General features: G+C 61.5%; 22 protein-coding genes and 3 pseudogenes. 9 read left to right on the top strand and 16 right to left on the bottom strand.

Annotated features, from left to right (window positions below; translation table 11 throughout):
* Positions 1–170: 170 nt before the first annotated feature.
* Positions 171–1,136, top strand: a complete 966-nt coding sequence (mltA, locus tag HALZIN_RS0114950; protein ID WP_051907548.1) for a murein transglycosylase A — start codon at positions 171–173, stop codon at positions 1,134–1,136.
* A 96-nt stretch (positions 1,137–1,232) separates the two neighbouring features.
* Here mltA and HALZIN_RS0114945 read toward each other — a convergent pair whose 3' ends face one another.
* The 8 genes and pseudogenes from HALZIN_RS0114945 to HALZIN_RS0114910 form a co-directional block, all read right to left on the bottom strand.
* Complete coding sequence (locus HALZIN_RS0114945; protein ID WP_051907547.1) at positions 1,233–2,168, bottom strand: YtxH domain-containing protein; 936 nt, start codon at positions 2,166–2,168, stop codon at positions 1,233–1,235.
* On the bottom strand, positions 2,165–2,593 hold the full coding sequence (locus HALZIN_RS0114940; protein ID WP_031384992.1) for a phage holin family protein: 429 nt from the start codon (positions 2,591–2,593) through the stop codon (positions 2,165–2,167). The genes HALZIN_RS0114945 and HALZIN_RS0114940 overlap by 4 nt, the downstream gene beginning before the upstream one ends.
* A gap of 251 nt (positions 2,594–2,844) precedes the next feature.
* Positions 2,845–3,441, bottom strand: a complete 597-nt coding sequence (locus HALZIN_RS17975; protein WP_150113126.1) for a hypothetical protein — start codon at positions 3,439–3,441, stop codon at positions 2,845–2,847.
* Between the two features lie 330 nt (positions 3,442–3,771).
* Positions 3,772–4,796 (bottom strand): annotated as a pseudogene (gene tnpC / locus HALZIN_RS17175) (IS66 family transposase); the annotation flags it as partial.
* A 12-nt stretch (positions 4,797–4,808) separates the two neighbouring features.
* The gene (gene istB / locus HALZIN_RS0114925; protein WP_031384990.1) at positions 4,809–5,564 is read right to left on the bottom strand and encodes an IS21-like element helper ATPase IstB; all 756 of its coding nucleotides are present in this window, start codon (positions 5,562–5,564) and stop codon (positions 4,809–4,811) included.
* A 14-nt stretch (positions 5,565–5,578) separates the two neighbouring features.
* Positions 5,579–7,123 (bottom strand): IS21 family transposase, encoded by a 1,545-nt coding sequence (istA, locus tag HALZIN_RS0114920; RefSeq protein WP_031384989.1) that lies wholly within the window; start codon positions 7,121–7,123, stop codon positions 5,579–5,581.
* Positions 7,124–7,333: 210 nt separating this feature from the next.
* Positions 7,334–7,624 (bottom strand): annotated as a pseudogene (locus HALZIN_RS0114915) (DUF6444 domain-containing protein); the annotation flags it as partial.
* A gap of 545 nt (positions 7,625–8,169) precedes the next feature.
* Positions 8,170–8,460 (bottom strand): DUF1330 domain-containing protein, encoded by a 291-nt coding sequence (locus tag HALZIN_RS0114910; RefSeq protein WP_031384987.1) that lies wholly within the window; start codon positions 8,458–8,460, stop codon positions 8,170–8,172.
* A 96-nt stretch (positions 8,461–8,556) separates the two neighbouring features.
* On the opposite strand from HALZIN_RS0114910, the gene ribBA reads away from it, so the two are divergent.
* The gene (gene ribBA, locus HALZIN_RS0114905) at positions 8,557–9,651 is read left to right on the top strand and encodes a bifunctional 3,4-dihydroxy-2-butanone-4-phosphate synthase/GTP cyclohydrolase II (RefSeq protein ID WP_031384986.1); all 1,095 of its coding nucleotides are present in this window, start codon (positions 8,557–8,559) and stop codon (positions 9,649–9,651) included.
* Between the two features lie 18 nt (positions 9,652–9,669).
* On the opposite strand, the gene HALZIN_RS0114900 is transcribed toward ribBA, so the two are convergent.
* Genes HALZIN_RS0114900 through HALZIN_RS0114870 form a run of 7 tightly spaced genes read right to left on the bottom strand, consistent with a single transcriptional unit; the run spans position 9,670 to position 14,858 of the window.
* Positions 9,670–10,227, bottom strand: a complete 558-nt coding sequence (locus HALZIN_RS0114900; RefSeq protein WP_031384985.1) for an NUDIX hydrolase — start codon at positions 10,225–10,227, stop codon at positions 9,670–9,672.
* A gap of 9 nt (positions 10,228–10,236) precedes the next feature.
* Positions 10,237–10,974: a GntR family transcriptional regulator gene (locus tag HALZIN_RS0114895; RefSeq protein ID WP_031384984.1), complete on the bottom strand. Its 738-nt coding sequence runs from the start codon at positions 10,972–10,974 to the stop codon at positions 10,237–10,239.
* A 49-nt stretch (positions 10,975–11,023) separates the two neighbouring features.
* Positions 11,024–11,404: a 4-carboxymuconolactone decarboxylase gene (gene pcaC, locus HALZIN_RS0114890; RefSeq protein ID WP_031384983.1), complete on the bottom strand. Its 381-nt coding sequence runs from the start codon at positions 11,402–11,404 to the stop codon at positions 11,024–11,026.
* A 10-nt stretch (positions 11,405–11,414) separates the two neighbouring features.
* Positions 11,415–11,924: a flavin reductase family protein gene (locus tag HALZIN_RS0114885; protein WP_031384982.1), complete on the bottom strand. Its 510-nt coding sequence runs from the start codon at positions 11,922–11,924 to the stop codon at positions 11,415–11,417.
* Between the two features lie 14 nt (positions 11,925–11,938).
* Complete coding sequence (locus HALZIN_RS0114880) at positions 11,939–13,417, bottom strand: aldehyde dehydrogenase (protein ID WP_031384981.1); 1,479 nt, start codon at positions 13,415–13,417, stop codon at positions 11,939–11,941.
* Positions 13,414–14,265: an alpha/beta fold hydrolase gene (locus HALZIN_RS0114875; protein WP_201448203.1), complete on the bottom strand. Its 852-nt coding sequence runs from the start codon at positions 14,263–14,265 to the stop codon at positions 13,414–13,416. The genes HALZIN_RS0114880 and HALZIN_RS0114875 overlap by 4 nt, the downstream gene beginning before the upstream one ends.
* Complete coding sequence (locus HALZIN_RS0114870) at positions 14,262–14,858, bottom strand: amino acid synthesis family protein (RefSeq protein ID WP_031384979.1); 597 nt, start codon at positions 14,856–14,858, stop codon at positions 14,262–14,264. The genes HALZIN_RS0114875 and HALZIN_RS0114870 overlap by 4 nt, the downstream gene beginning before the upstream one ends.
* Positions 14,859–15,222: 364 nt before the next feature.
* Here HALZIN_RS0114870 and HALZIN_RS0114865 point away from each other — a divergent pair, with 364 nt between their 5' ends.
* The 7 genes and pseudogenes from HALZIN_RS0114865 to HALZIN_RS18485 form a co-directional block, all read left to right on the top strand.
* A complete protein-coding gene (locus HALZIN_RS0114865) occupies positions 15,223–16,803 on the top strand; it encodes a BCCT family transporter (RefSeq protein ID WP_031384978.1) in 1,581 nt (526 codons plus the stop codon).
* A 19-nt stretch (positions 16,804–16,822) separates the two neighbouring features.
* A complete protein-coding gene (locus HALZIN_RS0114860) occupies positions 16,823–17,866 on the top strand; it encodes an LLM class flavin-dependent oxidoreductase (protein WP_031384977.1) in 1,044 nt (347 codons plus the stop codon).
* 89 nt (positions 17,867–17,955) lie between these two features.
* Positions 17,956–18,630: a cysteine hydrolase family protein gene (locus tag HALZIN_RS0114855; protein WP_031384976.1), complete on the top strand. Its 675-nt coding sequence runs from the start codon at positions 17,956–17,958 to the stop codon at positions 18,628–18,630.
* Complete coding sequence (locus tag HALZIN_RS17660) at positions 18,627–20,069, top strand: purine-cytosine permease family protein (protein ID WP_201448202.1); 1,443 nt, start codon at positions 18,627–18,629, stop codon at positions 20,067–20,069. Before HALZIN_RS0114855 ends, HALZIN_RS17660 begins: the two co-directional genes overlap by 4 nt.
* Before the next feature lie 20 nt (positions 20,070–20,089).
* A complete protein-coding gene (locus HALZIN_RS0114850; protein ID WP_031384975.1) occupies positions 20,090–21,562 on the top strand; it encodes an NAD-dependent succinate-semialdehyde dehydrogenase in 1,473 nt (490 codons plus the stop codon).
* A gap of 252 nt (positions 21,563–21,814) precedes the next feature.
* Positions 21,815–22,012 (top strand): type II toxin-antitoxin system RelB family antitoxin, encoded by a 198-nt coding sequence (gene relB / locus HALZIN_RS0114845; protein ID WP_031384974.1) that lies wholly within the window; start codon positions 21,815–21,817, stop codon positions 22,010–22,012.
* A gap of 92 nt (positions 22,013–22,104) precedes the next feature.
* A pseudogene (locus HALZIN_RS18485) lies at positions 22,105–22,284 on the top strand (type II toxin-antitoxin system RelE/ParE family toxin); the annotation flags it as partial.
* Positions 22,285–22,475: 191 nt separating this feature from the next.
* Here the strand turns inward: HALZIN_RS18485 and glmS are convergent.
* Complete coding sequence (glmS, locus tag HALZIN_RS0114840; RefSeq protein ID WP_031384973.1) at positions 22,476–24,311, bottom strand: glutamine--fructose-6-phosphate transaminase (isomerizing); 1,836 nt, start codon at positions 24,309–24,311, stop codon at positions 22,476–22,478.
* Positions 24,312–24,313: the final 2 nt, after the last annotated feature.

The following is a 24,313-nucleotide window of genomic DNA, read 5'->3' as shown; positions in this document are numbered from 1 at the left end:
GCGTGCGCAATCTGGCTATCGACCGGCGATCGTCCGGCCTACCCCATAAATTCGGCTCACGCCTTGCTGGATTGTGTCTCTTGCTGCTGCTGGCCGCCTGCAGCAGTCGCCCCCCTTCGCCAGCCCCGCCGCCCTCGGCCGGAGGCGATCTCAACGGACGGATGCAGCCGATGTCGTGGCAGGCCCTGCCCGGCTGGCCGCAGGACAATGCCATCAGTGCCTGGAGCGCCTTTCGCGCCAGTTGCACCCGACTCGCCGACAAGCCCGCCTGGAGCGGCGTCTGCGCCGACGCCCGGCGCGTCGATCCGCTCGACAATCGTGCCATCATCCGTTTCTTCGAGCAGCGCTTCGCGCCTTATCTGATGATCAACGACGACGGCTCGACCACCGGCACGATCACCGGTTATTACGAGCCGCGCCTGCAGGGATCGCTTCAGCGTCATGGACGCTATCAGATACCGCTCTATCGCCTGCCGGCGGCTTGGGCGCAAACCCCCGGCAAGACTCGCCCACCGCGCGCCGAATTGCTGGCCTCGGGGGTCCTGCGTGGCCAGGAACTGGTCTGGGTCGATGATCCCGTGGAAGCCGCCTACCTGCAGATTCAGGGCTCGGGGCGTGTCGAGCTGGCCGAGGGCGGCATGATGCGGGTGGGCTTCGCGGGTACCAATAACCAGCCATTCCGCTCGTTCGCCCGGGCGCTGATCGATCGCGGGGAGATCACGCCCGGCGAGGCAACGCTCGCCGGCATACGCGACTGGGCGCGGCGTAACCCTCAGCAGGCCGAAAGCGCGCTCGACGTCAATCCCCGCATGGTGTTCTTCCAGTCGCGAGGCATCGATCCCCAGGCCACCAGCGAAGGCCCGGTCGGCGCGCTGGGGGTGCCGCTGACCTCGCAGCGCAGCCTCGCCGTCGACCCTTCGCGCATTCCGCTGGGGGCGCCGGTATTCCTGGCCACCACGCAGCCGCTCTCCGAGGAGCCGCTAAGGCGGCTGATGGTCGCTCAGGACACCGGTAGCGCCATCAAGGGCTCGGTACGGGCCGACTTCTTCTGGGGTTACGGCGACGAAGCCGGCGAAAATGCCGGTCGCATGAAACAGCCCGGAAAGATTTGGGTATTGATGCCCAGAACGCGTTAAACGCGCTCGTTATTCAAGGAAATCACAGTCAGACGCAACAACCGGGAGCCTGGCTCCCGGTTGTTGCCACCTGCCACTATCGTCAATGGCTCATCGTCAACGACTGCCGCCTGAGCGAGAATCGTCGCCGTTCACGCCGGATTGCCGAGGCTCGGTCGCCTCCGCTGCGGAGCCGGGGGTGGTGGCTTCTCTGAAGGCGCTGTTTCCGCCCGTTTCAGAAGCCCCACCCGATCCGGAGCGGCCCGATTCCGCGCTATTCTGGCTGCCTGCCTGCTCGGCCTTTTCATTCGCCTTGGCGCGGGCTTCCTCGGCATAGCGCTCACCCTCTTCGGTAGCCCGATCGACCGTCTTGTCGCGCATCGCTCCCAGGCGTTCATCCTCGGTGCGCGTCGAGGGCAGCAGGCTGCCGATGGCCGCACCGAGGGCGATGCCCAGCGCGCCGGCCATCACCGGATGCTCCTTGATGAAATGGGTCGTTTGCTGACCCACACTCTGCGCTCTGCTCGAGGCGCCGTGCATGGCATTTCGTGAACCGGCCCTGGCCCGCGAGGTGCGCTCGCGCATGCCATCCGACATTCCCCGAGCTCGGTCCTTGATGCTACCGGACATATGCTGTGCCTTATCGGACATATGCTGTGCCTTTTCCTTGGCCGCGGCCGTACGACCATGGCCTTGCGAATCATTACCGCTCGTGGTGGCTACCGGTTTCGATGGGTAATAACCTTCCACGCCACGAGTCCCGTTCCCGGAGTGGGGCCGGCCGTTCGCGCTGCGCTGCGACGACCATATCAGCCAACCCAGCCCCACACTGGTGACCATAAATGGGGCCGGGTTCTGCTTGATGGTCTCGCCCAGGTTGGCTGCAAACTCGTTGGCCCCTCCATGACGCACGTAATCGAACGTCCTGTTGATCAACTGCTGGGGAGAATATCTTTCCTCGAGTTCTTCCAGAGACTCATCCAACCGCTCACGGTGTTGTGCGATATCCGCTTCGATCTCTTCAGGGTTACGCTGATTGCGCCGTTCGCTCATTTCAGCTGCTCCTTAGCCTGGCTCTGGTGCCGTTTCGCCATCCCCTGGTCCTTCTGAAGACTGGCCATGGTCCTGTCGGGGGTCAGATTAGTGGCTTTCAGCTTCTTCTTGCCGCCCTGAAGCATGATGAACCCGACGATAACCACGATCGCACCGACGATCAGTGTGGAAAGCCACATGGCCTGCACCACGATGTTCAGGCCGAACACCGCCGAGGCGAGCAAGACGAGAAAGCCGCACAGCAGGACACCGCCCCCTGCCGCGACCGAACCGATGCCGGTCCCGAGTTGCGAGGTTTTCTGGCGTATCTCGGCTTTGGCAAGCTCGACTTCATTGCGGATAAGGGCGGTGACTTCCTGGGTCACGGTCGAAATAAGCGAACCTAACGAATTGCCTTCCCGCGTATTCCTGTTCTCCGTATCCATACCTCTAGCCTCCCTGGCTATCAATGAACCGTTCAAGCGTTCTAGCTCATGGGCCGCAAGGCCCGCTCATGAAAATCAGCAAAAATAATTACTTACAGATAGCCTCTTGCTACAGATAGCCTCTTGCTACAGATAGCCTCTTGCTACAGATAGCCTCTTGCTACAGACAGCCTCTTGCAGTTCATGCTCGTTGCGATAAAAGCGGTAATAAACGTGTGGTGTTAGTAAATTGGCGAGTTCGCCAGCAAACCTCAGTAAGCACTGGCATTCGGAGTGCCGCTGGTATTGCCGGGTTCCGCCATGCCCGATGAGGCCACTGGATTACCGGCTTGGGGAGCATGGTCCGTGGTACGCTGAGAACTGTTCAAAAAACGTGCCAAAAAGAATCCGACGGCAATCGCGCCGCCCAGAAAGATCGCCGGTTGGCGTTGGCTATAACGCTGGACCTGGTTGACGAGACTGCCTAAGTCTTGCTCCCTTAACCGCTGAGACAGGGCGTCCGTGCAGCGGGCAATATTATGAGCGTAAACGGAAAAATAGTGCTGGTCCTGTTCATCGAACTCTTTCGCCATCTTGCGGAATACCGTCGACATCCTTTCGGTATGGTCCGCGAACACCCACTTCTGCTCGTCGAACATGCCTTCGGCTTTCGTTCGCGCGGCGTTTCTGACCTTATCGGCGGTTTCGCGACCCTTTTCCTTGGCTTCATGCTGATGGGATGAGTCTCTGCCAAGATTTTCGCCGGTACTCGATTCACTGCCTCTAGTCGAAGAAGTAACGTCCGGTGAATCTTGAGTAACTCCCGGTGAACGAGTGTATTGGCTCTTATGCTCTTCTGGCTCTGTCATGTGGTATCTCCCTATTTAATCCAAGTTAAATTAACTTTAACTGTTGGATTCATGACCGCTTCCATACTCCTCAAAATAGTTTTCATTACCTATCTGTCAACAAGCCTCTTTATTACCAAGTGGCCGGACGGGCGCGGGAAGCCATCCATGAAGCAGCGGACGGCACGCCAGAATGAATCTCTGGACCAAACAGCAAGCAAGCGATCCCGGCAGGCTACAACCAGGGTTGCTGTGGGATGAGAATAAAGTGTCATCCTATATTACGATAAAACCACCTGAAATGATCATTATTTGACCAATCAGGTTGTTAAAGTATCGTAACTATTCAGCTCATGCCGCCTGATCCTGGTCATCCTGTCGCATGAAGGTGGGCACCTCGCCGGCAAACAGTTGCTCCAGCGCCGTATGCGCCGCCATGCCTTGCTTGACCGCGGTCGAGAGGAAGCGGCGCATCCGGCAGAAGATCTCGGCGCCCTCCCAGGCGCGAAAACAGCCCGAGATCTTCTGCTGCACCTTGGTCATTCGCAGGTCGCGCTCCCCCTGGTTGTTGGTGAAGGGGGCAGCGGGGCTCGGTTCATGGCCAACAGCAGGTCATGGAGCGACTTGGCCCAGTGCTGGTGGTCGTTTTCCCAGGCCGCCGTCAATTCCCGCAGGTGGTGGGCGTTGCACAGGGCGTGCCGGCAATCCGGGTAGCGGTAGTAGGGCTTCCAGTGATCATGTACCAGCACGCCACGCACCAGGGGCAATACGCCGATGGCGTCCATCGCCTCCTGGCCGCGCTTGGGGTGCGGGGCCAACCAGGTCAGGCCGTCATTGGAGGCACTGTGCAGCCAGTAACGCTGGCCGCCGACCTGCATCCCGGTTTCATCGGCATGCACGGTGGGCGCTTGGCGTAGCGCCGGGACCGCCCACTCGGCGAACGTCTCGGCCCGCTGGTAGGCCTCCTGGTTGAAGGCGAACAGCGTGCCGGTGCTCAACGCCAGGCCACACTGCGAGGCCAGCAACTCCCGAATGCGCGCATAGGGCAGCAGCTGGTACTGCGAGAGATAGACCGCGTGTGCCTTGAGGCGCGGGCCATACTGGATGGGCCGCGTCACCCCTTCGGGAAACGGCGCCACATGGCGCTGCCCCTGGTCATCTTCCACTATCTCGGCCTGGTACTCGGTGACCACGGCCTGGATCACGATGTCCTGCACCTGGCGGGTCTCGACGCCAACGCTGCGATAGGTGCGCCCTGTGGGCAAACGCCGGCGATCGACGCGGAGCTTGACCACTGCATATTCCGGCGAACGTGACCGGTCATTCCGGTGATCGTGACCGGTTTGCACGCGGCCATCACGCTGGAGTCGGTTTTGTACTCTGAGCGGTCACGTTGGGTCAACCGATTCCGCTTTTTGTGCTTGGGCTTTTCTCAGTGATTCCCCTTTCAGATTGAGTCGATGAGCGCCGTGCAGGAGTCGGTCCAGGATAGCGTCGGCCAGTGTCGCGGAGCCGATGTAGTCATGCCAGTGTTCGGTGGGTAGCTGGCTGGCAATGAGTGTTGAGCCCCGGCCATGTCGGTCCTCGATCACCTCCATCAGGTCCTGCCGTTGCGGTGCCGTGACCTTCTGCATGCCCCAGTCATCCAGGATCAGCAGATCGGTCTTCATCAGCTGGTTCATCAGCCGGGCGTAGCTGCCATCGCCGTGAGCGATGCGCAGCTGTTCGAACAGGCGCGGGACCCGCAGGTAGCGTACCGAGAGGCCCTGCCGGCAAGCCTGATTACCCAGGGCACACGCCAGCCAGGTCTTGCCGGAACCGGTGGGGCCGGTGATGCACAGGTTCAGGGACTGTCGGGTCCAGTCACAGCTGGCCAGCCCTGCCATGCGGGAGCGCTCCAGCCCCCGTGGATGGCGGTAGTCGATGTCTTCGATGCAGGCCGGCATGCGCAGTCGGGCGGCCCTGAGCAGCCGCTCCAGTCGCCGGCTTTCGCGGTGCAGCACTTCGCGGTCCACCAACAGGGCCAGGCGTTCCTCGAACGCCAGGTCGTGGGTGTCGGGCTGTGCCCGCTGCTGTTCCAGGGCATCGCACATGCCGGTCAGCTTGAGTTGGCGCAGGGCCTCGAGGGTATTTTGAGTCAGCATCAGTTTCTCCGGGATCAGTGGTAGTAGCGGGGGCCGCGAACGTTGGTGTGGACGGGCAGGTCGGTCAGTTCCGGTTCCTCTTCAGTCAAGGGCAGCGGGAGCTGGTCCAGCCCCTGCTTCAGGATCGAGGTGATGCTCTGGTAGCTGGCCGAGTTGATGGACAGCGCCCGTGCACAGGCCTGCTCAAGCCGGTCACGGCTGTAACGTCGGCTCAGGTTCAACAGCCCCAGGCAGGCCCGGTAGCCATGCTCTGGATGCGGGCGATCCTTGAGCTGGCGCTGCACCACGTCGAGCGTGGCGGGGCCGATGTCAGTGGCCCAGTTCAGGAACCGCCCGGGAGACCAGTTCTGGTGGGCTTGGTGCGCCTTGGGCATGTGCTCGGTCAGGGTGACGAAGCGGCTCTTGCCATGCCGAGGATGCAGGGCAACCCGCTGTCCCTTGTGCATGACTTCCACGGCGGTATCGGTGGCGCGTACGTCCAGTTTTACGCCCACCAGAGCGTGAGGCACGCTGTACAGGCGTTTGTCGATCTCGATGTGGTAGTCGATGCCCGGTCGTGCCTTGCGCCACTCGGCGTAGACGTAGGGCGTCGCGGGTAGCGACCTGAGTGCGGGTCGGTCCAGTGTCTCGAACAGGCTCTGGCGGCTCTCGCTCCGCCCCTGGAACGGACGCTGGTTCAGCGCCGGTAACAACCCGGCGATGGCTGCGTTTAGCTCGGCCAGGGAGAAGAACGTCTGATGTCGTAACCGGGCCAGGATCCAGCGCTCGACCAGCAGTACGGCGGCTTCCGCCTTCGCCTTGTCCTTGGGTTTGTAGGGGCGTGCCGGTAATACAGCGGTCTGGTAGTGGGCGGCCAGTTCGGCGTAGGTCTCATTGATCTTCGGGCTGTAGCGGTCCGCCTTGGTGACCGCTGCCTTGAGGTTATCGGGAACCAACAGTTCAGCTACCCCGCCGTAGAACGTCAGCATCCGCTGATGGGAGGCGATCCAGTCCGGCAGGGACTGGCTCCAGGTGGCCTCGGCGAAGGTATAACTGGACGCGCCCAGCACCGCCACAAAGACCTGGGCCTTACGCATCTCGCCGGTGCTGCGATCCACCACCGGAACCGTGGGGCCGCAGTAGTCGATAAAGATCTTCTCACCGGCCCGGTGAACCTGGCGCATGCTGCGCCGCTGCCGGCCACGCCAGAGCCGGTAATGATGACAGAACTGACTGTACCGGCGAGCCTTGTCGCCGTGGCGTTCCACATACTCGGCCCACAGCAGTTGCAGGGTGACGCCCTTGGTCTTGAGTTCCTGGTGAACCTGGAAGTAGTCGGGCTCGGCAAAGCGTGCAGGCGGCGTCTTGGCCGGGAACAGCTGGGCTTCCAGCCGCGCTTCGTCCGTGCCTTCCGGCAACGGCCAGGTGATGCCCTGAGCTTGGGCCAGGCTGACATACTTGCCCACAACACCTTTGGAGAGACCGCAGGCGCGGGCGATGCGCTCATGGCTCAGGCCCGCTTCGTACTTGAGGCGCAAGACCTCGATAATCTGTCGCACGGAAATCCTCGTTGCCGGCATCCGCTCTTCCTCGTGTTGAAAAAAGAACGGGTATGTCGGATTAAGTTGAAGAATTCCAGCGCTTTGGCAGTGATTCCGGAGGAACGTGACCGGTGATTACGGAAAACTACCCGAAATCGGTCACGATAAAACGGAATGAGCGGTCACGATCACCCGGAACAGGCGGTCACGTTCAAACGGAATGGTCGGTCACGATGGGCCGGAATATGCAACCACCTCGTCGGGATCCGTCACCGGCGCCAACGTCTTGCCCGCATGCCCTGGCTGCCCGCCGGGACGGCGTTCGCCTTTGGCACGCGAGCGGCGCTGGCGGTTGGGATCCTGGGACGGTGGCTTGCTGCTGTTGCGGCTGCCGGTGGCCAGCCGGTCGGCCATGAGCTTGACCAGCAGCATCAGCACGTCGATGGCGGCACGCAGCGACGGGGAGACCGTGCGGTCTTCCTTGAGCTGCTGCCGGACCCGTTCCAGGGCCTCGTCGACGTTGATGTCGCTGATGGTCATGTCATCGCATGGCGTGCCGGTTGTTTGGGCACACTGTGCCAGAAAAAACAGAGGATTGGCGACTCCTTATCCGAAACCACCTGAATAGTTACACCCAATCTTGATCGCCACACACGAATGCTGCGCTATGGCGAGCCGCCTCTCTTTCCCTACCGCTTCGTGTAAAGCGGCAGCAAGCCCGCGCCCCGAGACCGCAGAGGAATGGACCGATTTTTGACATAAGGCCGCGGGAGGCATGAGCGTAGCGCCGTCACGGCACGAGTGATGACCTGTCACCGGTCGATTACGAACGGCGCTATTTCTAGAGCTTGGCGGGTGTCTAGAATTTCCGGGGCGATTCAGTAGCTGCTGCCAATGTAGTGCAATAGATAGAGCTAATGAGCGAAGTCAGCTTTTTTGCATGCTTGGGTCAAGATGATTTTCTTAGCGCATGGTGATTGCAGCTATTTCGTAAACGGACTTATAGCGCCGTTGCTGACACTCGGTTATCGGACACCGGCACAGGTGTCTAGCAGGATGAGATGGAACTGACGTGTCAGGGGGTCTTATAACCCCTCGGTGATAACGATCTCCACGTCGGCAGCGTCCTGGCGCGCGGCCTTGGCGCGCTGGTAGGCCTCGGAGTGATAACAGGCGAGCGCCTGCTGGTAGCTGGGGAATTCGAGGATGACGCAGCGCTCTGGCGTTTCGCCTCCCTCGAGGACGATCCGCTCCCCACCTCGCGCTAGAAAGCGTGCACCGTATCGATTCAGCGCCTCGGGCGCGAGCACCTGGTAGGCGGCATAGCGTTGTGGGTCGGTCACGCTGACCTTGGCGATCCAATAACCCTTGGGCATGTGTCCTCCGGCGGTGGTCGTTTGTATTATGGTATGCCAAAATGCGGGCGTTTGACACGTGCTGCTTATCACCCACTTCTGCAGGGCCGGACTGTTATGGCATTCGATCGTATCGAGGACATCATCGATGACATTCGCCAAGGGCGAATGGTCATCCTGCTCGACGACGAGGATCGCGAGAACGAGGGCGACCTGGTCATGGCCGCCGAGCACGTCACCCCCGAGGCGATCAATTTCATGGCCACCCACGCCCGGGGCCTGATCTGCCTGACGCTGACCGGTGTGCGCTGCGAGCAGCTGGGGCTGACGCCGATGGTCGAGAACAACGGCGCCAGCTTCGCCACAGCGTTCACCGTGTCCATCGAGGCGCGCGAGGGCGTGACCACCGGTATCTCCGCGGCGGACCGGGCGACCACGGTGCGCGCGGCGGTGGCGCCCGAGGCCCACCCGCGCGACCTGGTGCAGCCCGGGCATATCTTTCCGCTGCGTGCCCGCGCTGGCGGCGTATTGAGTCGTGCCGGCCACACCGAGGCGGGCTGTGATCTGGCGCGCCTAGCCGGCCACGAACCGGCCGCGGTAATCGTCGAGATCATGAACGACGATGGCAGCATGGCGCGGCGCCCCGAGCTGGAGGCCTTTGCCCACCGTAACGGCCTGCGCATCGGTACCATAGCCGATCTGATCCAGTATCGCCTGGCGACCGAGAAGACCGTCGTGCATACCGGGCAGGAGCCGCTGCAGACGGTGCATGGCGAGTTCACCCTGCATACCTACGAGGACACCATCAGCGGCGAGGCGCACCTCGCCTTGACCATGGGGGAACTGGGCAGCGTGCGGCCGACCCTGGTGCGGGTGCATGCCATGGACCCTCTGCGAGACCTGGTGGGGGCCGAGTATCAGGGCCCCCGGGCCTGGTCGTTATGGTCGGCGCTGGAGGCGGTGGCCGAGGCGCGGCATGGGGTGGTGGTGATCCTGGCCAGTCATGAGTCGTCGCAGAGCCTGCTGTCGCGCGCCACCCGACTCAACCAGCCAGCGGTGGAGAACCCACCGCGGTGCTACTCCACCACCGGCACCGGCTCGCAGATCCTCGCCGATCTCGGCGTCGGCAAGCTGCGCCTGATGGGCGCACCGCTGAACTACAAGGGCCTGGCGGGCTTCGAACTGGAAGTGGTCGAGGTCGTTTCGCCCTAAGGCGATGGGCACCAGCGATCAGCGCATGAAATGGATGGTGCCGCTCTCCATGCTGCCGGTGTAGATGCCATAGGTGCCGCCAGCGTGCTCGTCGATATAGCGCTCGAGGATCTGGCGGATGGCCGGATAGAAAATCGCGTCCCAGGGGATTTCCTCGGCGCGGAACCAGTCCACGGCCTGGGTCTCATGACCCGGTGCATCGTTCCATCCCAGCAGCCGCGCGCGGTAGATGATGTAGAGCTCGTTGGTCGGCGGTACGCTAAAGATCGAGTAGGGGGTGAGGATCTCGGCATGAATCCCGGTTTCCTCCCATACCTCTCGGTGGGCTGTTTCCTCGACGCTTTCGCCACGCTCCATGAAACCCGCCGGCAGGGTCCAGGTGCCGACCCGGGGCGGGATGCCGCGCTGGCAGAGCAGCAAGCGACCCTCGCGCTCGAGGATGGCGCCGGCGATCACGCGGGGATTGTCGTAGGCAATGTAACCGCAGGTGCTACAGCAATCGCGCTCGTGCGTGTCCCCGTCGGGAACCCGGCGAACCAGGGGGTGATGGCCGCAGCGGCAGCAGTAGTGGGGCATGGGTGCCTCTTACAGGCTGGTCTCGACGCGCAGTGGCGGGGGGATTGTCTCTTCGGTCTGGCCACTCTTGGCGGCCAGCGCCGCCAAGGCGACCTTGGCGGCGGCCTGGATATGCGCCACACAGGCCTCGTGGGCGGCGGCCGGGTCGCGGGCCTTGATCGCCTCGACGATGCGTGCCATCTCGCGGAAGCTGTCGGTGTAACGCTCCTCCTGGGACACCGAGGTGGCGCGCAGATAGCTGACTCGGGCCTGCAACTGGCTGAGGAACTGGCCGGCGACGCGGTTGCCGGCCCCGTCGTAGAGCACGCCGTAGAAATCGCTGACCGCCTCGACGATGTCGAGGGTCTGGCCGCTGCGCAGGGCGTCCTTGAGGATTTCCCAGACCCGGTCGAGTTCCCCCATCTGGCGGCGATTGGCCTTCTGGGTGAACAGTTGCACGACCATGCTCTCGAGCACGCAGCGCAGTTCGTAGATGTCGCGGGCGTCCTCCAGGGTGATGACGGCGACCCGCGGGCCGCGGCTGCCGCTATGCTCCACCAGCCCCTCGGCTTCGAGATGGCGCAACGCCTCGCGTACTGAGGTGCGGCTGACGCCGAGGCGGTCGCACAGGTCGCGCTCGACCAGGCGATCCCCGGGGAGCAACTGAAAGCTCATGATCGCGCCGCGCAACTTGTCGAGCACCATCTCCCGCAGGGTGGGCTGGTTGCGTGTCACCTTCAGGCTGTCGTCCAGCGGCATTCGTTGCATAGCTCTCTCCCTCGTCCGTGGTGGCGCCGTGGCCGGGCTGGCCGCTGGCCTAGATCTCGCCCATCTCGGTCAGCACCTCGCGGGCCTGACGGAAGGCATCGATGGCGGCCGGCACGCCACAGTAGATCGCGGTCTGCAGCAGAATCTCGCGTATCTCCTCGACGCTAAGGCCGTTGTTGATCGCCCCACGCACGTGCAGACGCAGCTCGTGGGGGCGATTCAGGGCGGTGATCATGGCCAAGTTTATCATGCTGCGGTCGCGATCACTGAGCCCCTCGCGCTGCCAGACCTCGCCCCAGCAGTACTCGGTGACCAGCTGCTGGAGCGGTCGGGTGAAATCGTCGGCGTTGCGCATCGACTGGTCGACGTAGTCGGCGCCAAGCACGCGGCGGCGTTTGTCCAGGCCGCGTTCGAAACGGTCTTGTGTCATGTGGTTCTCCTCAGGCGGTGGCGGCCATCAGGCTCAAAGTCGGTGGCAGCTTGCCCATCTTGCCACGACAGTAAAGCAGCGGGTCGGCCTGCTCGGCGGTGTCGACCCAAAGCGCCTGCACTTCACCGACCAGGATGGCGTGATCGCCGCCCGGGTAGTCTTCCCACAGTCGGCACTCCAGGTAGGCCGCGGCCCCGTCGAGCAGTGCATTGCCATGGGCGGAGCGGTGCCAGGCGATGCCCTTGGTCTTGTCGCTGCCCTTGCTGGCGAAGCGGTAGGCGATGCTCTCCTGCTCGTGACCGAGGATATGGATGGCGAAGTGGCCGCTGTCGCGGATGACCGGGTAGGAGTCCGAGCCGAGGCTGGGGCAGACCAGCACCAGCGGCGGGTCCATCGACACCGCCGAGAAGGCGCTGGCGGTGAAACCCACCAGGCGGTCGTTGGCATCAAGCGCGGTCACCACGGTGACGCCGGTGGGAAAGGCGCCGAGAACTTGCTTGTAGGCTTGGCTATCGATCATGGGTCTGTTCGCTCTCAACGCATGATGAAGGGATCGGGCATGGGCTGGGTGGACAGGTTGATCCACATCGCCTTGAGCTCGGTGTAGTCGTGCACGGCGTCGATGCCGCACTCGCGGCCGTAGCCGCTGGCGCCGAAGCCGCCGATGGGCGCCATGGCCGAGACCGCACGGTAGGTATTGACCCACAGGATGCCGGCGCGGATGTCGCGCACCAGGCGATGGGCGCGGCCGATGTCCCGGGTCCAAATGCCGGCGGCCAGGCCGTATTCGGTGTCGTTGGCCAGGCGCAGTGCCTCGGCTTCGTCATCGAAGGGGATCACCGCCACCACCGGTCCGAAGACCTCCTCCTGCATGATCGGCATGGCGTGCGACTCGCAGGCCAGAATGGTCGGGGTGTAGTACCAGCCGCGGGCGATGTCCGGGCGCTTGCCGCCGTGGATCAGGCGTGCGCCGTCGGCCTGGGCCTGGGCGACCATGCGCTCGACCACGTCGCGCTGCGCCTGGGTCGCCATCGGGCCCATCTCGGTCTCGGCATCGGCCGGGTCGCCGATGCGAATGGTGCTGGCGCGCTCGCGCAGGCGTTCGACGACCTCGGTGTAGATGCTGCGCTGGACCAGCAGCCGCGAGCCGGCCACGCAGCTCTGCCCGGCCGCGGCGAACACGCCGGCCACCACGCCGTTGATGGCGCTGTCCAGATCGACGTCCTCGAACAGGATGTTGGGCGACTTGCCGCCGAGCTCCAGCGACAGCTTGGCGAAGTTCTCGGCGCTGTTGCGCACCACATGGCGAGCGGCGCCGGCACCGCCGGTGAAGGCGATCTTGCGCACCAGCGAGTGGCCGGTCAGCGCCGCGCCGGTGGTCGGGCCGAACCCGGTGACCAGATTGACCACGCCGGACGGAAAGCCGGCCTGCTCAACCAGGCGCATCAGCGCGATGAGGCTGGCCGAGGCGTGCTCCGAAGGCTTGATGACCACCGTGTTGCCGGCGGCCAGCGCCGGTGCCAGCTTGATCGCGGTCAGGTAGAGCGGGCTGTTCCAGGGAATGATCGCCGCGACCACGCCGAGCGGTACGCGCACGGTGGCACCGAACATGTCCGGCTTATCGAGCGGTAGCGTCTCGCCGACCACCTTGTCGGCCAGTCCGGCAAAATAATAGAAGAACTCAGGAAGGTAACCGACCTGGCCGCGTGTCTCGCGAATCAGCTTGCCGTTGTCGCGGCTTTCCAGCTGGGCGAGTTCTTCGCCGTGCTCGGCGATCAGCACGCCGAGCCGATGCAGCAGCTTGCCGCGTACGGTGGCGCTGAGCCCGGCCCAGGCCGGCGCCTCGAAGGCGCGCTGAGCGGCCTGCACGGCGTCGTCGACGTCTTGGGTGTTGGCATCGGGCAGGCGGCACCAGGCCTCGCCGGTGGCCGGGTCGTAGCTGTCGAAGGTGGCGCCGGCGCGGGACGAGACCCACTCGCCGCCGATCCACATCTGGTGTGTTTCCAGGCTCATCGGGAAACCTCCTTGGGTGCATACTGGGAATCGACACTGGCCAGGAAGCGCCGCAGCAGTGCATTGACCGCCTCGGGCGCCTCCACAGGTACCATGTGCCGCTGGCCGGGCAGGATATGGGCCTCGGCGTTGGGCAGGCAGTCGGCCAGTGCGCGTGTCATCTGGGGCGTGGAGCCCGGGTCCAGCTCGCCGGTGGCGACCAGCACCGGGGCGTGGATCGTGGCGAGCCGGTCGGCGGCGAAGTCGTCCTGGGTGCCGAACAGCGCGTAGCTGCGATAGTACCCCTCGGGATGGTTGTTGGTGACAGTGGCATGAATTGCCGCGACTCGCTCCGGGTGGCTGCGGCGAAAGTCCGGGCTGAACCAGCGTTTCAGGGCCTCATCGACGTTGGCTGCCGGGCCCTGTTCGCGGGCCTGGGCCAGGCGTTGGCGCACCCCGGCACGCTGGCCGGCATCGCGCCGAAAGACGCTGGAGAGTATCACCATCGCCGTCAGACGCTGCGGGTGGCGTAGTGCGAAGGCACGGGCCACCAGGCCGCCCATCGAGAAGCCGACCACGGCGACACGCTCGAGCGCCAGATGATCGAGCAGCGTCGCCAACTGATCGGCGTAGTCGTCCAGCCCGGCTGCCGCTGCCGGCAGGGGGCTGTCGCCGTGGCCGAGCATGTCATAGGCGATGACCTCATGCTCGCGCGCCAGGGCATCGACTTGGGCTCGCCACATGCGCGCGTCGAGGCCCACGCCGTGGACGAGCACCAGCGGCGCGCCCCGGCCCTGGCGCCAGTAGCGCGTGCCGTCGGGGCTGTGCTGGGCGTGGGTGAGGTCCATGGCGACGTTCCCCTCGCTCATACGCCGGACTGCTCGGCCTCGGCGGCCAGTTCCTGCAGATCCTGATAACGGTTGCCGATGCGCGGATGCAGGCGGCCGCCGTCGGCGGCGCCCAGGGCCACCACGATCTCGTCATGGCGCGGCGCGTCCTCGATGCGCATCTCCAGGGTGATGTAGTGCGAGCGATAGCCCTCGTCGTGCTTGTGCATCATGGGAATCTGGATCGAGGTGCCCGGCGCGCCACGCTTGTTGGTGAAGCTCAGGTAGCTCTTGGCGCCTACTGCGTCGCGGAAGTGGTTGCCGAAGCGCAGGGTATGGATGATCGCTGAGGCATGCTCGATCTCGCCATCGGCACCCACCACCGCCGCCTTGCCATACGCCTCGATGGTCTCGCCGTCGATTTCCTTCAGCACCCGCTCGACGATGCGCTCGCCCAGCGCCGAGCAGCCGCTGCGGATCTCCGGGCCCAGGTCCTCGACGAAGCCTTGGTCGTGCCACGGGTTGGCGATCACGGCGGCGACGCCAAGCTGGGTGACGGGGCGCTCCCCCGGCTTGCCGCCCTCGATGTAGGTCGTCTCGCGGTAGGTCACTATCTTGCGGATCTCGAAGCTCATCGCTCTCTCCCGGGTGGCGACCTGGCAGCGTGCCGAGGCCTCTGTGCTTTTGGTATACCGTAATACCAAAATCCAAAACCAGCAATGGATATATGCCGGAGGACCGCCTGACGATCTACGGGAATAGCGAATTTAATAATAGGTAAGCATATGAAATTTAATAATAAAGTAGTGAGCTCCGGTCACTGGCAGGGTGCGTGGAAGAAAAAAGTCTTTGCATGCCGTAATATGGTATACCAATATAAACGACAGCCAACACGCTCTGCGCAGTGAGTTGCGCAGGCGGCTCGATAACGCTTTGGATTCGTGCGGCGTCCAGGCGCCAGCGATAACTACAAAAGTCCCATTTAGGGAGAGTGCCCTCATGCAAGACTCTAGACAGGTCACGTCAAGCCGCGGTGTGTTCGCCGGCGTGGACAGGACCCTGGCGATCGCCTCGATAGCGATGGTAATCGCCTTCGTGCTATTCACCGTGCTCCAGCCGACCTTGGCCAATAGCCTCTACCAGGGCGTGAAGCAGTTCATCGAGCAGGAGCTCGGCTGGTACTACATCCTCACGGTCAACGTGGTGCTGATCGTCGCCATCGCCATCATCGTCAGCCCGTATGGCAAGCTGCGCCTGGGGCGCGACGACGAACGCCCCGAGTTCTCTAATTTCACTTGGTTCGCCATGCTGTTCAGTGCCGCGGTGGGTACCGGGTTGCTGTTCTGGAGCATCGCCGAGCCGCTCACCCATCTGCAGGGCAACCCCTTCATCGCCATGGCCGGGGTCGAACCCAACACCCTGGCGGCGGCGCAGACCGCCCTGCGCATCACCATCTTCCACTGGGGCCTGCACGGCTGGGCGATCTATATCCTGGTCGGCACCATCCTCGCCTATTTCGCCTACCGGCGCGGCCTGCCGATGACCATTCGTTCGGCGTTCTACCCCTTGCTCGGTGAGCGCATTTACGGGCCGATCGGGCACGCCATCGACCTGCTAGCGATCTTTGCAACGCTGTTCGGCACCGCTACCACCCTGGGGCTTGGCGTGTCGCAAATGAATGCCGGCCTCAATAGCCTGTTCGGTCTGGAAATCTCCAGTACCAATCAGGTGCTGCTGGTGATGGGGGTGACCGTGGCGGCGACCCTTTCGGCGGTGTCGGGGCTCAAGAAGGGGATCCGCCTGCTCAGCGAATGGAACATTCATCTCAGCATGATCCTGTTCGCCTTTTTCGTGCTGGCCGGCCCCACCGTGTTCCTGTTGACCATGTTCACTACCAGCCTGGGCGATTATCTGGCCAACATCGTCAGCATGGGGTTCTGGACCGACCCCGACCCCGAGAGCCAGTGGCAGGGCTGGTGGACGCTGTTCTATTGGGGCTGGTGGCTGTCCTGGGGCCCCTACGTCGGTATGTTCATCGCCCGTATTTCCCGCGGCCGTACCATTCGTGAAGTGCTCTTCGGTGGCATGCTGGCTGCAACCCTAGGTGCCACCGCATGGATCGTGATCTTCGGCGGTACTGCGTTACATCTGCAGTTATTCGGTGGTGTCGACCTGGCCTCAGTGGCTAACGAGAACGTCACCAAGGTGCTGTTCCAAACCATCGAAGCGCTTGACGTACCCTGGGCCACAGGCTTTATGACCGCCATGGCGACACTGATGATCGTCACCTGGTTCGTGACGTCCGCCGACTCAGGGACCCTGGTCATCTGCACCATTCTGGCCAAGGGCAATCCGCATCCGCCGCAGCTCTATCGCGTGATCTGGGGCCTGGGGCTCGGCGCCACCTCGGCGGTGCTGTTGCTGGCCGGTGGCCTGGAGGCCCTGCAGACGGCAGCCATCGCTGCGGCCCTGCCATTCTCGCTGGCGCTGCTGATCATGTGCTACTGCATGATCAAGGCACTGCGCGAAGAGGCCGCCGGCGAGGCGGCGATGAACACCCGCCTGACCGAGACACCCTGACGACATCGGGAGAATAGAGATGCAGTTTTCGCTTTTCGTGCACATGGAGCGCTACCACGCGCAACAGGACCATCGGCAGCTGTTCGAGGAACTCTGCGAGCTGGTGAAGATCGCCGAGGCGGGGGGCTTTCGCACCGCCTGGATCGGTGAGCACCACGGCATGCAATTCACCTCGTCGCCGAGCCCGCTGGCCCAGCTGGCCTACCTGGCGGGCAAGACCGAGCGCATCCGCCTCGGCGCCGGCACCTTCGTCGCGCCGTTCTGGGACCCGGTGCGCCTCGCCGGCGAGGCGGCGATGCTCGACGTGATCAGCGAGGGTCGCCTGGAGTTCGGCATCGCGCGGGGCGCCTATCAGTTCGAGTTCGATCGTCTCGTCGATGGCATGTCGGCGGCGGATGGCGGGCAGGCCTTGCGCGAGATGGTGCCGGCGATCCGCCGGCTGTGGCAGGGCGACTACGCCCATGAAGGCGAGGTCTATCGCTTCCCCACCACGACCAGTGTGCCCAAGCCGGTGCAGGCCGCGTTGCCGCCGATGTGGATCGCCGCCCGCGACCCCAACTCCCACGACTTTGCGGTCGCCAATGGCTGCAACGTGATGGTCACGGCGTTGATGAAGGGCGACGAGGAAGTGGCCGACCTGGCGCGCAAGTTCGACACCGCCTGTGACAACCACCCCGACGTCGCGCGGCCCGACCTGATGCTGCTGCGGCATACCTTCGTCCACGAAGAGGGCGAGCCGGAAGGCTGGCGTCGGGGCGCCGAGGCCCTCAATCGCTTCTATCGCTACTTCCTGGCCTGGTTCAAGAACGACCAGGCGGCGGTCGACGGCTTCATCGATCCCGTCTCGCCGGCGTCCGTCGCCGACAACCCCGAGTTCGACCTCGACAGCCTGCGTCGCAACATGATGATCGGCACGCCGGCGGAACTCGTCGAGCGGCTCAAGCACTACGAAAGACTGGGCATCACCGAATACAGCTTCTGGACCGACAATACGCTGCCCTTCGAGGAGAAGAAGCGCTCGCTGGAGCTGTTCATCCGCGAGGTCGTGCCGCACTTTCGTTGAGTGATGGCGGTTGGTGCTAAGCAAGGCGTTCGCAGCTTGGCACCAATTAATAGCAGACTGAGATTCCTCTGGCTTTAAAGGAGAAAGGCTTGGAAATAAAAAAAACAGCATTGCTCTTGATAGACCTTCAAAAAGAGGAGGGGACCTCTGACGTTGTTGGTCTGGAAGATATAATAAAAGGAACGAAAGCTCTCGAAAAAACATGTCGAGAGCTGGGCATTCCTGTTATTTATACGCGCCATATAAACCGATCCGATGGCATTGGTTTGGCAAACAATGAGCCGGTAAAAGAGGCTGGAAATCCGATTTATTATAATTCTCATACAAAGGCCGTTGAGATACTTGATGAATTGTCGCCCGCGAAAAATGACATCGTGATTGACAAATATCGCTATAGTGGTTTTTTTGGCTCAAATTTAGATGCAGTGCTTCAAGAACTGGGTGTTGAGCATTTGATGGTTGGCGGGGTTCTTACGGATGTCTGCGTGTTGTCTACGGTGCTGGATGCCTATTCACGAGATTATCAAGTCAATATCGTTAATGACATATGTGGGGCTACGACGGAAGGAGCGCATATGGCTGCCATCTTAATAATGGCAAATTGGATATACGATATAAGGGTTTGGGAATCGATTCAGCTGAAAAATATGCTGTTAGGGAAAGAGCATTATGTGTGGGAGTCTCACGTGCCTGATGAATTGAGCTTTACTCCAGAAAGCATGAGAGATGCTTTTGATAAAATACAACAAGCGATAGGTAGATGACGGTTATGGGACTAAAACAAAATGTAAGTCAAAGCAAAGTAGCCCAAGGCAGCGAGAGTTTGAGTGAAACCTCCGTGGAGTACTATGCAACAGAGGAAGTTCCCATGCGACAAAGGAACATGGGGTTCTGGGACATGGTGTTCTTATGGTTTGGGGCGAATACTAATAATGCGTCTTGGTATTTAGGTGGGTCTGTTGCCGGTGCCACGTTTGGCGGAGCCATCATTGTCGCTTTAATCGCCAATCCGATAGCCTATCTTGTTCTTGCGCTTGTTGGGCTGATGGGGTTTAAAATTGGCGTCTCAACAATGGCTCTGACGCGTCCGGCATTCGGTGTTAAGGGTAGCGCCCTACCCACTTTATTGAACACAATTGTGTTTACAGGGTGGGCAGTTGTAAATACGTTTATTGCTGTAATTTCCATGAGTATTATATTTTCAGAATTATTTGGCTGGGCCTCGTTCGGAGAGCCGGGGAGTACTGGGCCGATGATAGTAGGGATAATATTCATGAGTGCGTTGAATTTCATTGCCGTATCTCTTGGCCGTAAATCGGTGAAGATTGTTGAAAGGGCAGGGGTTTTTATTATACTTGCGTTAGGTGCATTAGTTACTTTCATCGTTTTTAAGCAACATTCCCTTACAGATATCATGGCTTGGAGGCCCTCCCCGGAAAATACAATGAAAACTGGAACAGCAGTAGACATCATGGCTGCATTCAGTTTGGCGTGGGTGCTTGGGATAGCCGAATTTACGCGATATACCCGAACTTCAAAGTCGGCGACGTTAGCCCCTCTTATCGGTGCGACTGTCTCATTGGTGTGGTTTATCTTTGTAGGTGTTGTTGCAACCATCGGAGTTGCCTTGGCTACAGGGGAGTTTAATCCAGATAATTCTGATCCTAGCTCGCTCGTTAGCGGGATGGGGCTTGGTTGGGTCGCACTGGTGTTTATCATCGTTGCTAGCGTGACTACCAATGTTGTCAATCTAATGGCAGCTGGGATATCAGTGACCAATGTGACGAAAAAATTGAAGCCACTACATGCCATATGGACGGTTACCATCCTATCCGGTGTACTTATGCTTATTCCGCTTTACATGGATAGTTTTCTAGGAGCTTTCATGTGGTTCCTGAGTTATGTAGGGATGGCGCTGAGCGCATTGCTTGGAATTCTTATTTCTGATTATTTTTTTATTCGAAAAAGAAAATATGATGTAAATAGCTTGGAAAAAGAAGGTGGTGTTTACTGGTACTATAAAGGGGTTAATCTGAAGGCGGTCGCAGTATGGGTCGTGGGTGTTGTCGCGTATTTGTTGATGGTTGATTTGCCACTTCTTGCGGATTATACCGGAGCTGTGTATCCAACGGTACTTCTTACCGCAGTGGTTTATGCCATTGTTTCTCTTCCGGATAGAAAAGCGAAAACCTGCTCACCCTAAATCCAATTTTGAGGCTGAAAATGACACTGCAATTGACGGACCCCGGCCTGTTGAAAACACAGGCCTATATCGATGGTCAGTGGGTGGACGGAGCCCAGGGAGACACCTTCGAGGTGACTAATCCGGCTACCGGCGAAGTGATCGCCCGGGTGGCCAGCGTAGGTGCCGCGGAAACCCGGCTCGCCATCGAGGCGGCCCAGCGCGCGATGCCGGCCTGGCAAGCCCGGACCGCCAAGGAACGCAGCGTCATCCTGCGCCGCTGGCACGACCTGATGATGCAACATCAGGACGACCTGGCGTTGATCATGACCAGCGAGCAGGGCAAGCCGCTTGCCGAAGCCAGGGGCGAGGTAGCCTACGGTGCATCCTTCATCGAGTGGTTCGCCGAGGAGGCCAAACGCGTCTATGGCGATGTGATTCCGACCATCGCCAACGACCGTCGCCTGATGACCACCCGGCAACCGGTGGGTGTGGTGGCGGCGATCACGCCGTGGAACTTTCCCAATGCCATGCTGGCACGCAAGGCTGGGCCGGCACTGGCGGTGGGCTGTACCTTCGTCATCAAGCCGGCCAAGGAAACACCACTCTCGGCACTCGCGATGATCGAGCTGGCCGAGCGTGCCGGTGTGCCTGCTGGGGTACTGAATTTGGTAGTGGGTTCAAGCTCCAGCTCCAGCGCCATCGGTAACGAACTGACCAGTAACCCGGCCGTGCGTAAGCTGACGTTCACCGGCTCGACGCCGGTAGGCAAGCTGCTGCTCAAGCAGTGCGCCGATAGCGTTAAGAAGGTATCGATGGAACTGGGAGGTAATGCGCCGATCATCGTGTTCGACGATGCCAACCTGGACAAGGCCGTCGCCGGCGCGCTGGCCTCCAAATATCGCAATGCGGGGCAGACCTGTATTTGTGCCAACCGCATCCTAGTACAGGACGGCGTTTACGATGCCTTCGTCGAGAAATTCACCGCCAAGGTGAACGAGTTCACGCTGGGCAATGGCCTGGACGCGAGCGTCACCATGGGACCGTTGGTGAACGAAGCCGCAGTTAAGGATGTTCACGCCATGGTTGAGAGCGCGCTAGCAGGGGGCGCAGTGGCGACTACCGGCGGGGCGCCCGATAGCCAGGGCGCGTGCTTCTATCAGCCCACCGTATTGACCCATGTGGATAGTCGGATGCGCGTGTTCCGAGAAGAGATCTTCGGGCCGGTGGCACCGATCTTTCGCTTCAAGGATGAAGCCGAAGCCATTGCCATGGCCAACGATACCGAAGTAGGGCTCGCCTCCTACCTCTACACCCGTGATATCGGCCGAGCCTGGCGTGTCTCCGAGAGCATCGAGTACGGCATGGTAGGGGTGAATGAAGTGGCCATAAGCAATGAGGCGACCCCCTTCGGTGGCATCAAGGAGTCAGGTCTCGGTCGCGAAGGTTCCAAGTACGGTGTCGATGACTACCTGGAAATAAAATATATCTGCATGGGTGGAATCGATGACTGAATAAGAGGTTGGATGCGCGGCGAACGCGCCCCGCGAAGAGGTGGCCTGGCAATTCGGGCCGCCCTTCCATAGATACCTCTCAGGTGTGGGATGAGAATAAAGTGTCATCTTGAAAATAAAGATTCATCCTTGCATGCAATCAACGAGCCGGAGCTACTGGCGCGCTTGCTCGCAACAAGGACTGTTCAAGCACTCAGGAGCGACAAACCGGACGACTCCGATTAGACTGGTAGCAACCGAGGAGGTAGCCCTATGAGCACCCAGCTAGACCCCATCGTCTCGGAGTTCGAGACGCAGGAGCAGGCCGATAGCTACGACCGCTGGTTCCATACCAAGGTACAGCACAGCATCGACAACCCTGGCCGAGGAATGCCCCATGATCAGGTCATGGCCAAGTCAGACGCGATCATTGCTGAGGCGAAGAAGCACCAGGGCGGCGCGGATTCGTGACGCTGCCGATCCACTGGCATGACGATGCAATCGCAGACCTGCTAGAAATTGTCTCCTACATCGCTGCACGTGACCCATAGGCCGCCAAGCGGCTCCGTGGCCGCCTAGAATCCATAGTAGAGTCGGTAGCAGAGCACCCCTACCTTCACCGAGTCGGCCGCGTATCAGGCACACGGGAGATCGTGGCCCATCCGAATTTTATCGTGGTCTACCAGGTAACTGACCGCATCGAAGTCACGTCCGTAGTTCACGCTCGCCAAAACTACCCTTGACCCGCCAGGGCGAGGCCTTGGCCGGGACACTGGCTTGATTGTTGGGCACGGTGTTCCATGCTCAGTCCCATAGGATGATACTTTGGACCTTGGCACTCCCGTGCGTTCACGATGAATCAATGGGTTATGAGAACAAAGAGGATGAATCTATATTTTCATTTCCCAACAGTTGGTCATAGCCGCCCGACAACTTATTCGACGGTAACCGACTTGGCCAGGTTGCGCGGCTGATCGACGTCGGTGCCCTTGAGCACGGCGACATGGTAGGAAAGCAACTGCAGCGGCACGGTGTAGAGAATCGGTGCCAGCGCCTCGTCGATGTGCGCAAGTCGCATCACGGTGACGCCTTCCGCCTCTTCCAGGGCAACCGCCTCGTCGGCGAACACGAACAGCTCGCCACCGCGGGCGCGAACCTCCTGAAGGTTGGACTTGAGTTTCTCGAGCAGCTCGTCGTTGGGGGCGACGGAAATCACCGGCATGTCGCTGTCGATCAGTGCCAGCGGACCGTGCTTGAGCTCGCCGGCCGGGTAGGCTTCGGCGTGGATGTAGGAAATTTCCTTGAGCTTGAGCGCGCCCTCCAGGGCGATCGGGAAGTGCGCGCCGCGGCCGAGGAACAGCGCATGTTCCTTCTCGGCAAAGGCCATGGCCAGTTCCTCGATGGCGCCGTCCAGGCCGAGCACCTGAGAGATGGCCTGGGGCAAGCCATGCAGGGCCTGGACGATCTCGCTCTCGCGGGTTTCGTCCATGCCGCGCAATCGTCCCAGCGATAGCGTCAACAGCATCAGCGCGACCAACTGAGTGGTGAACGCCTTGGTCGAGGCCACGCCGATTTCGGGGCCGGCATGCGTCATCAGCGCCAGATCCGACTCGCGTACCAGCGAACTGCCCGGCACGTTGCAGATCGCCAGGCTGGCCAGGTAACCGCGCTCACGAGCGAAGCGCAGGGCGGCCAGCGTGTCGGCGGTTTCACCGGACTGCGAGAGGGTCACGAACAGCGTTCCCTCGGGAACCACGACCCGACGATAGCGATACTCCGAAGCGACCTCGACCTGGGTGGGGATGCCGGCGTATCTTTCCAGCCAGTAGCGTGCCACCAGCCCGGCGTGATAGCTGGTGCCACAGGCGATGATATGGATCTGGCGGGCTTCGGCGAATACCGCCTCGGCCTCGCTGCCGAAGCTCTTGATCAGCGCGTGACGCTCGCTGAGCCGGCCTTCCAGCGCGGCGGCAATGACCTGCGGCTGCTCGTGGATCTCCTTGAGCATGAAATGCCGATAGCCGCCCTTGGTGACCGTGCCGTCGCCATGCTCGTAGGTCTGCACGCTGCGCTGCTGACGCTCGCCACGACGATCGAAGACGGCTACCGGCTCGCCGCGAGCGATACGCACCACATCGCCTTCCTGGAGGTAGATGAAACGATCCGTGACCGGCAACAAGGCCATCGGATCCGATGCCAGAAAGCTTTCGCCGATACCGACCCCGACGACCAGCGGGCTGCCCTGGCGGGCACCGACGATCACGTCGGGCTGGGCCCTGTGGAGAACCGCCAGCGCATAGGCGCCATCGAGGGTCGCGACCACCGTCTGTACCGCCGCGAGCAGGTCCTGGGTACGATTGAATTCACGCGCCAGCAGATGCGCGACGACCTCGGTGTCGGTCTGCGAGGTGAAGACGTAACCCTGGCCCTCGAGTTCACGCTTGAGCGGCTCGAAGTTCTCGATGATGCCGTTGTGCACCACCGCCAGGCTCTCGCCGGACTGGTGAGGATGGGCATTCTCCTCGTTGGGCCGACCATGGGTCGCCCAGCGTGTATGGGCAATGCCCACCGTACCGATCAGCGGCGCCTCGTGCAGGCGCTGCTCGAGAGCCGCGACCTTGCCGATCGCTCGCTGGCGATTGAGCCGCGCATCGTCGGACAGCACCGCCAAGCCCGCCGAATCGTACCCCCGGTACTCGAGCCGTCGCAGGCCCTCGAGCAGGATCTCCTGCACATTGCGCTCGGCAACGGCGCCAACGATTCCACACATGT

This window comes from Halomonas zincidurans B6 (genome assembly GCF_000731955.1).
GTDB classification, from domain to species: Bacteria; Pseudomonadota; Gammaproteobacteria; order Pseudomonadales; family Halomonadaceae; genus Modicisalibacter; species Modicisalibacter zincidurans.
The sequence above is the reverse complement of the archived record's forward strand: the minus strand, read 5'-3'. Positions and strand labels throughout refer to the sequence as shown.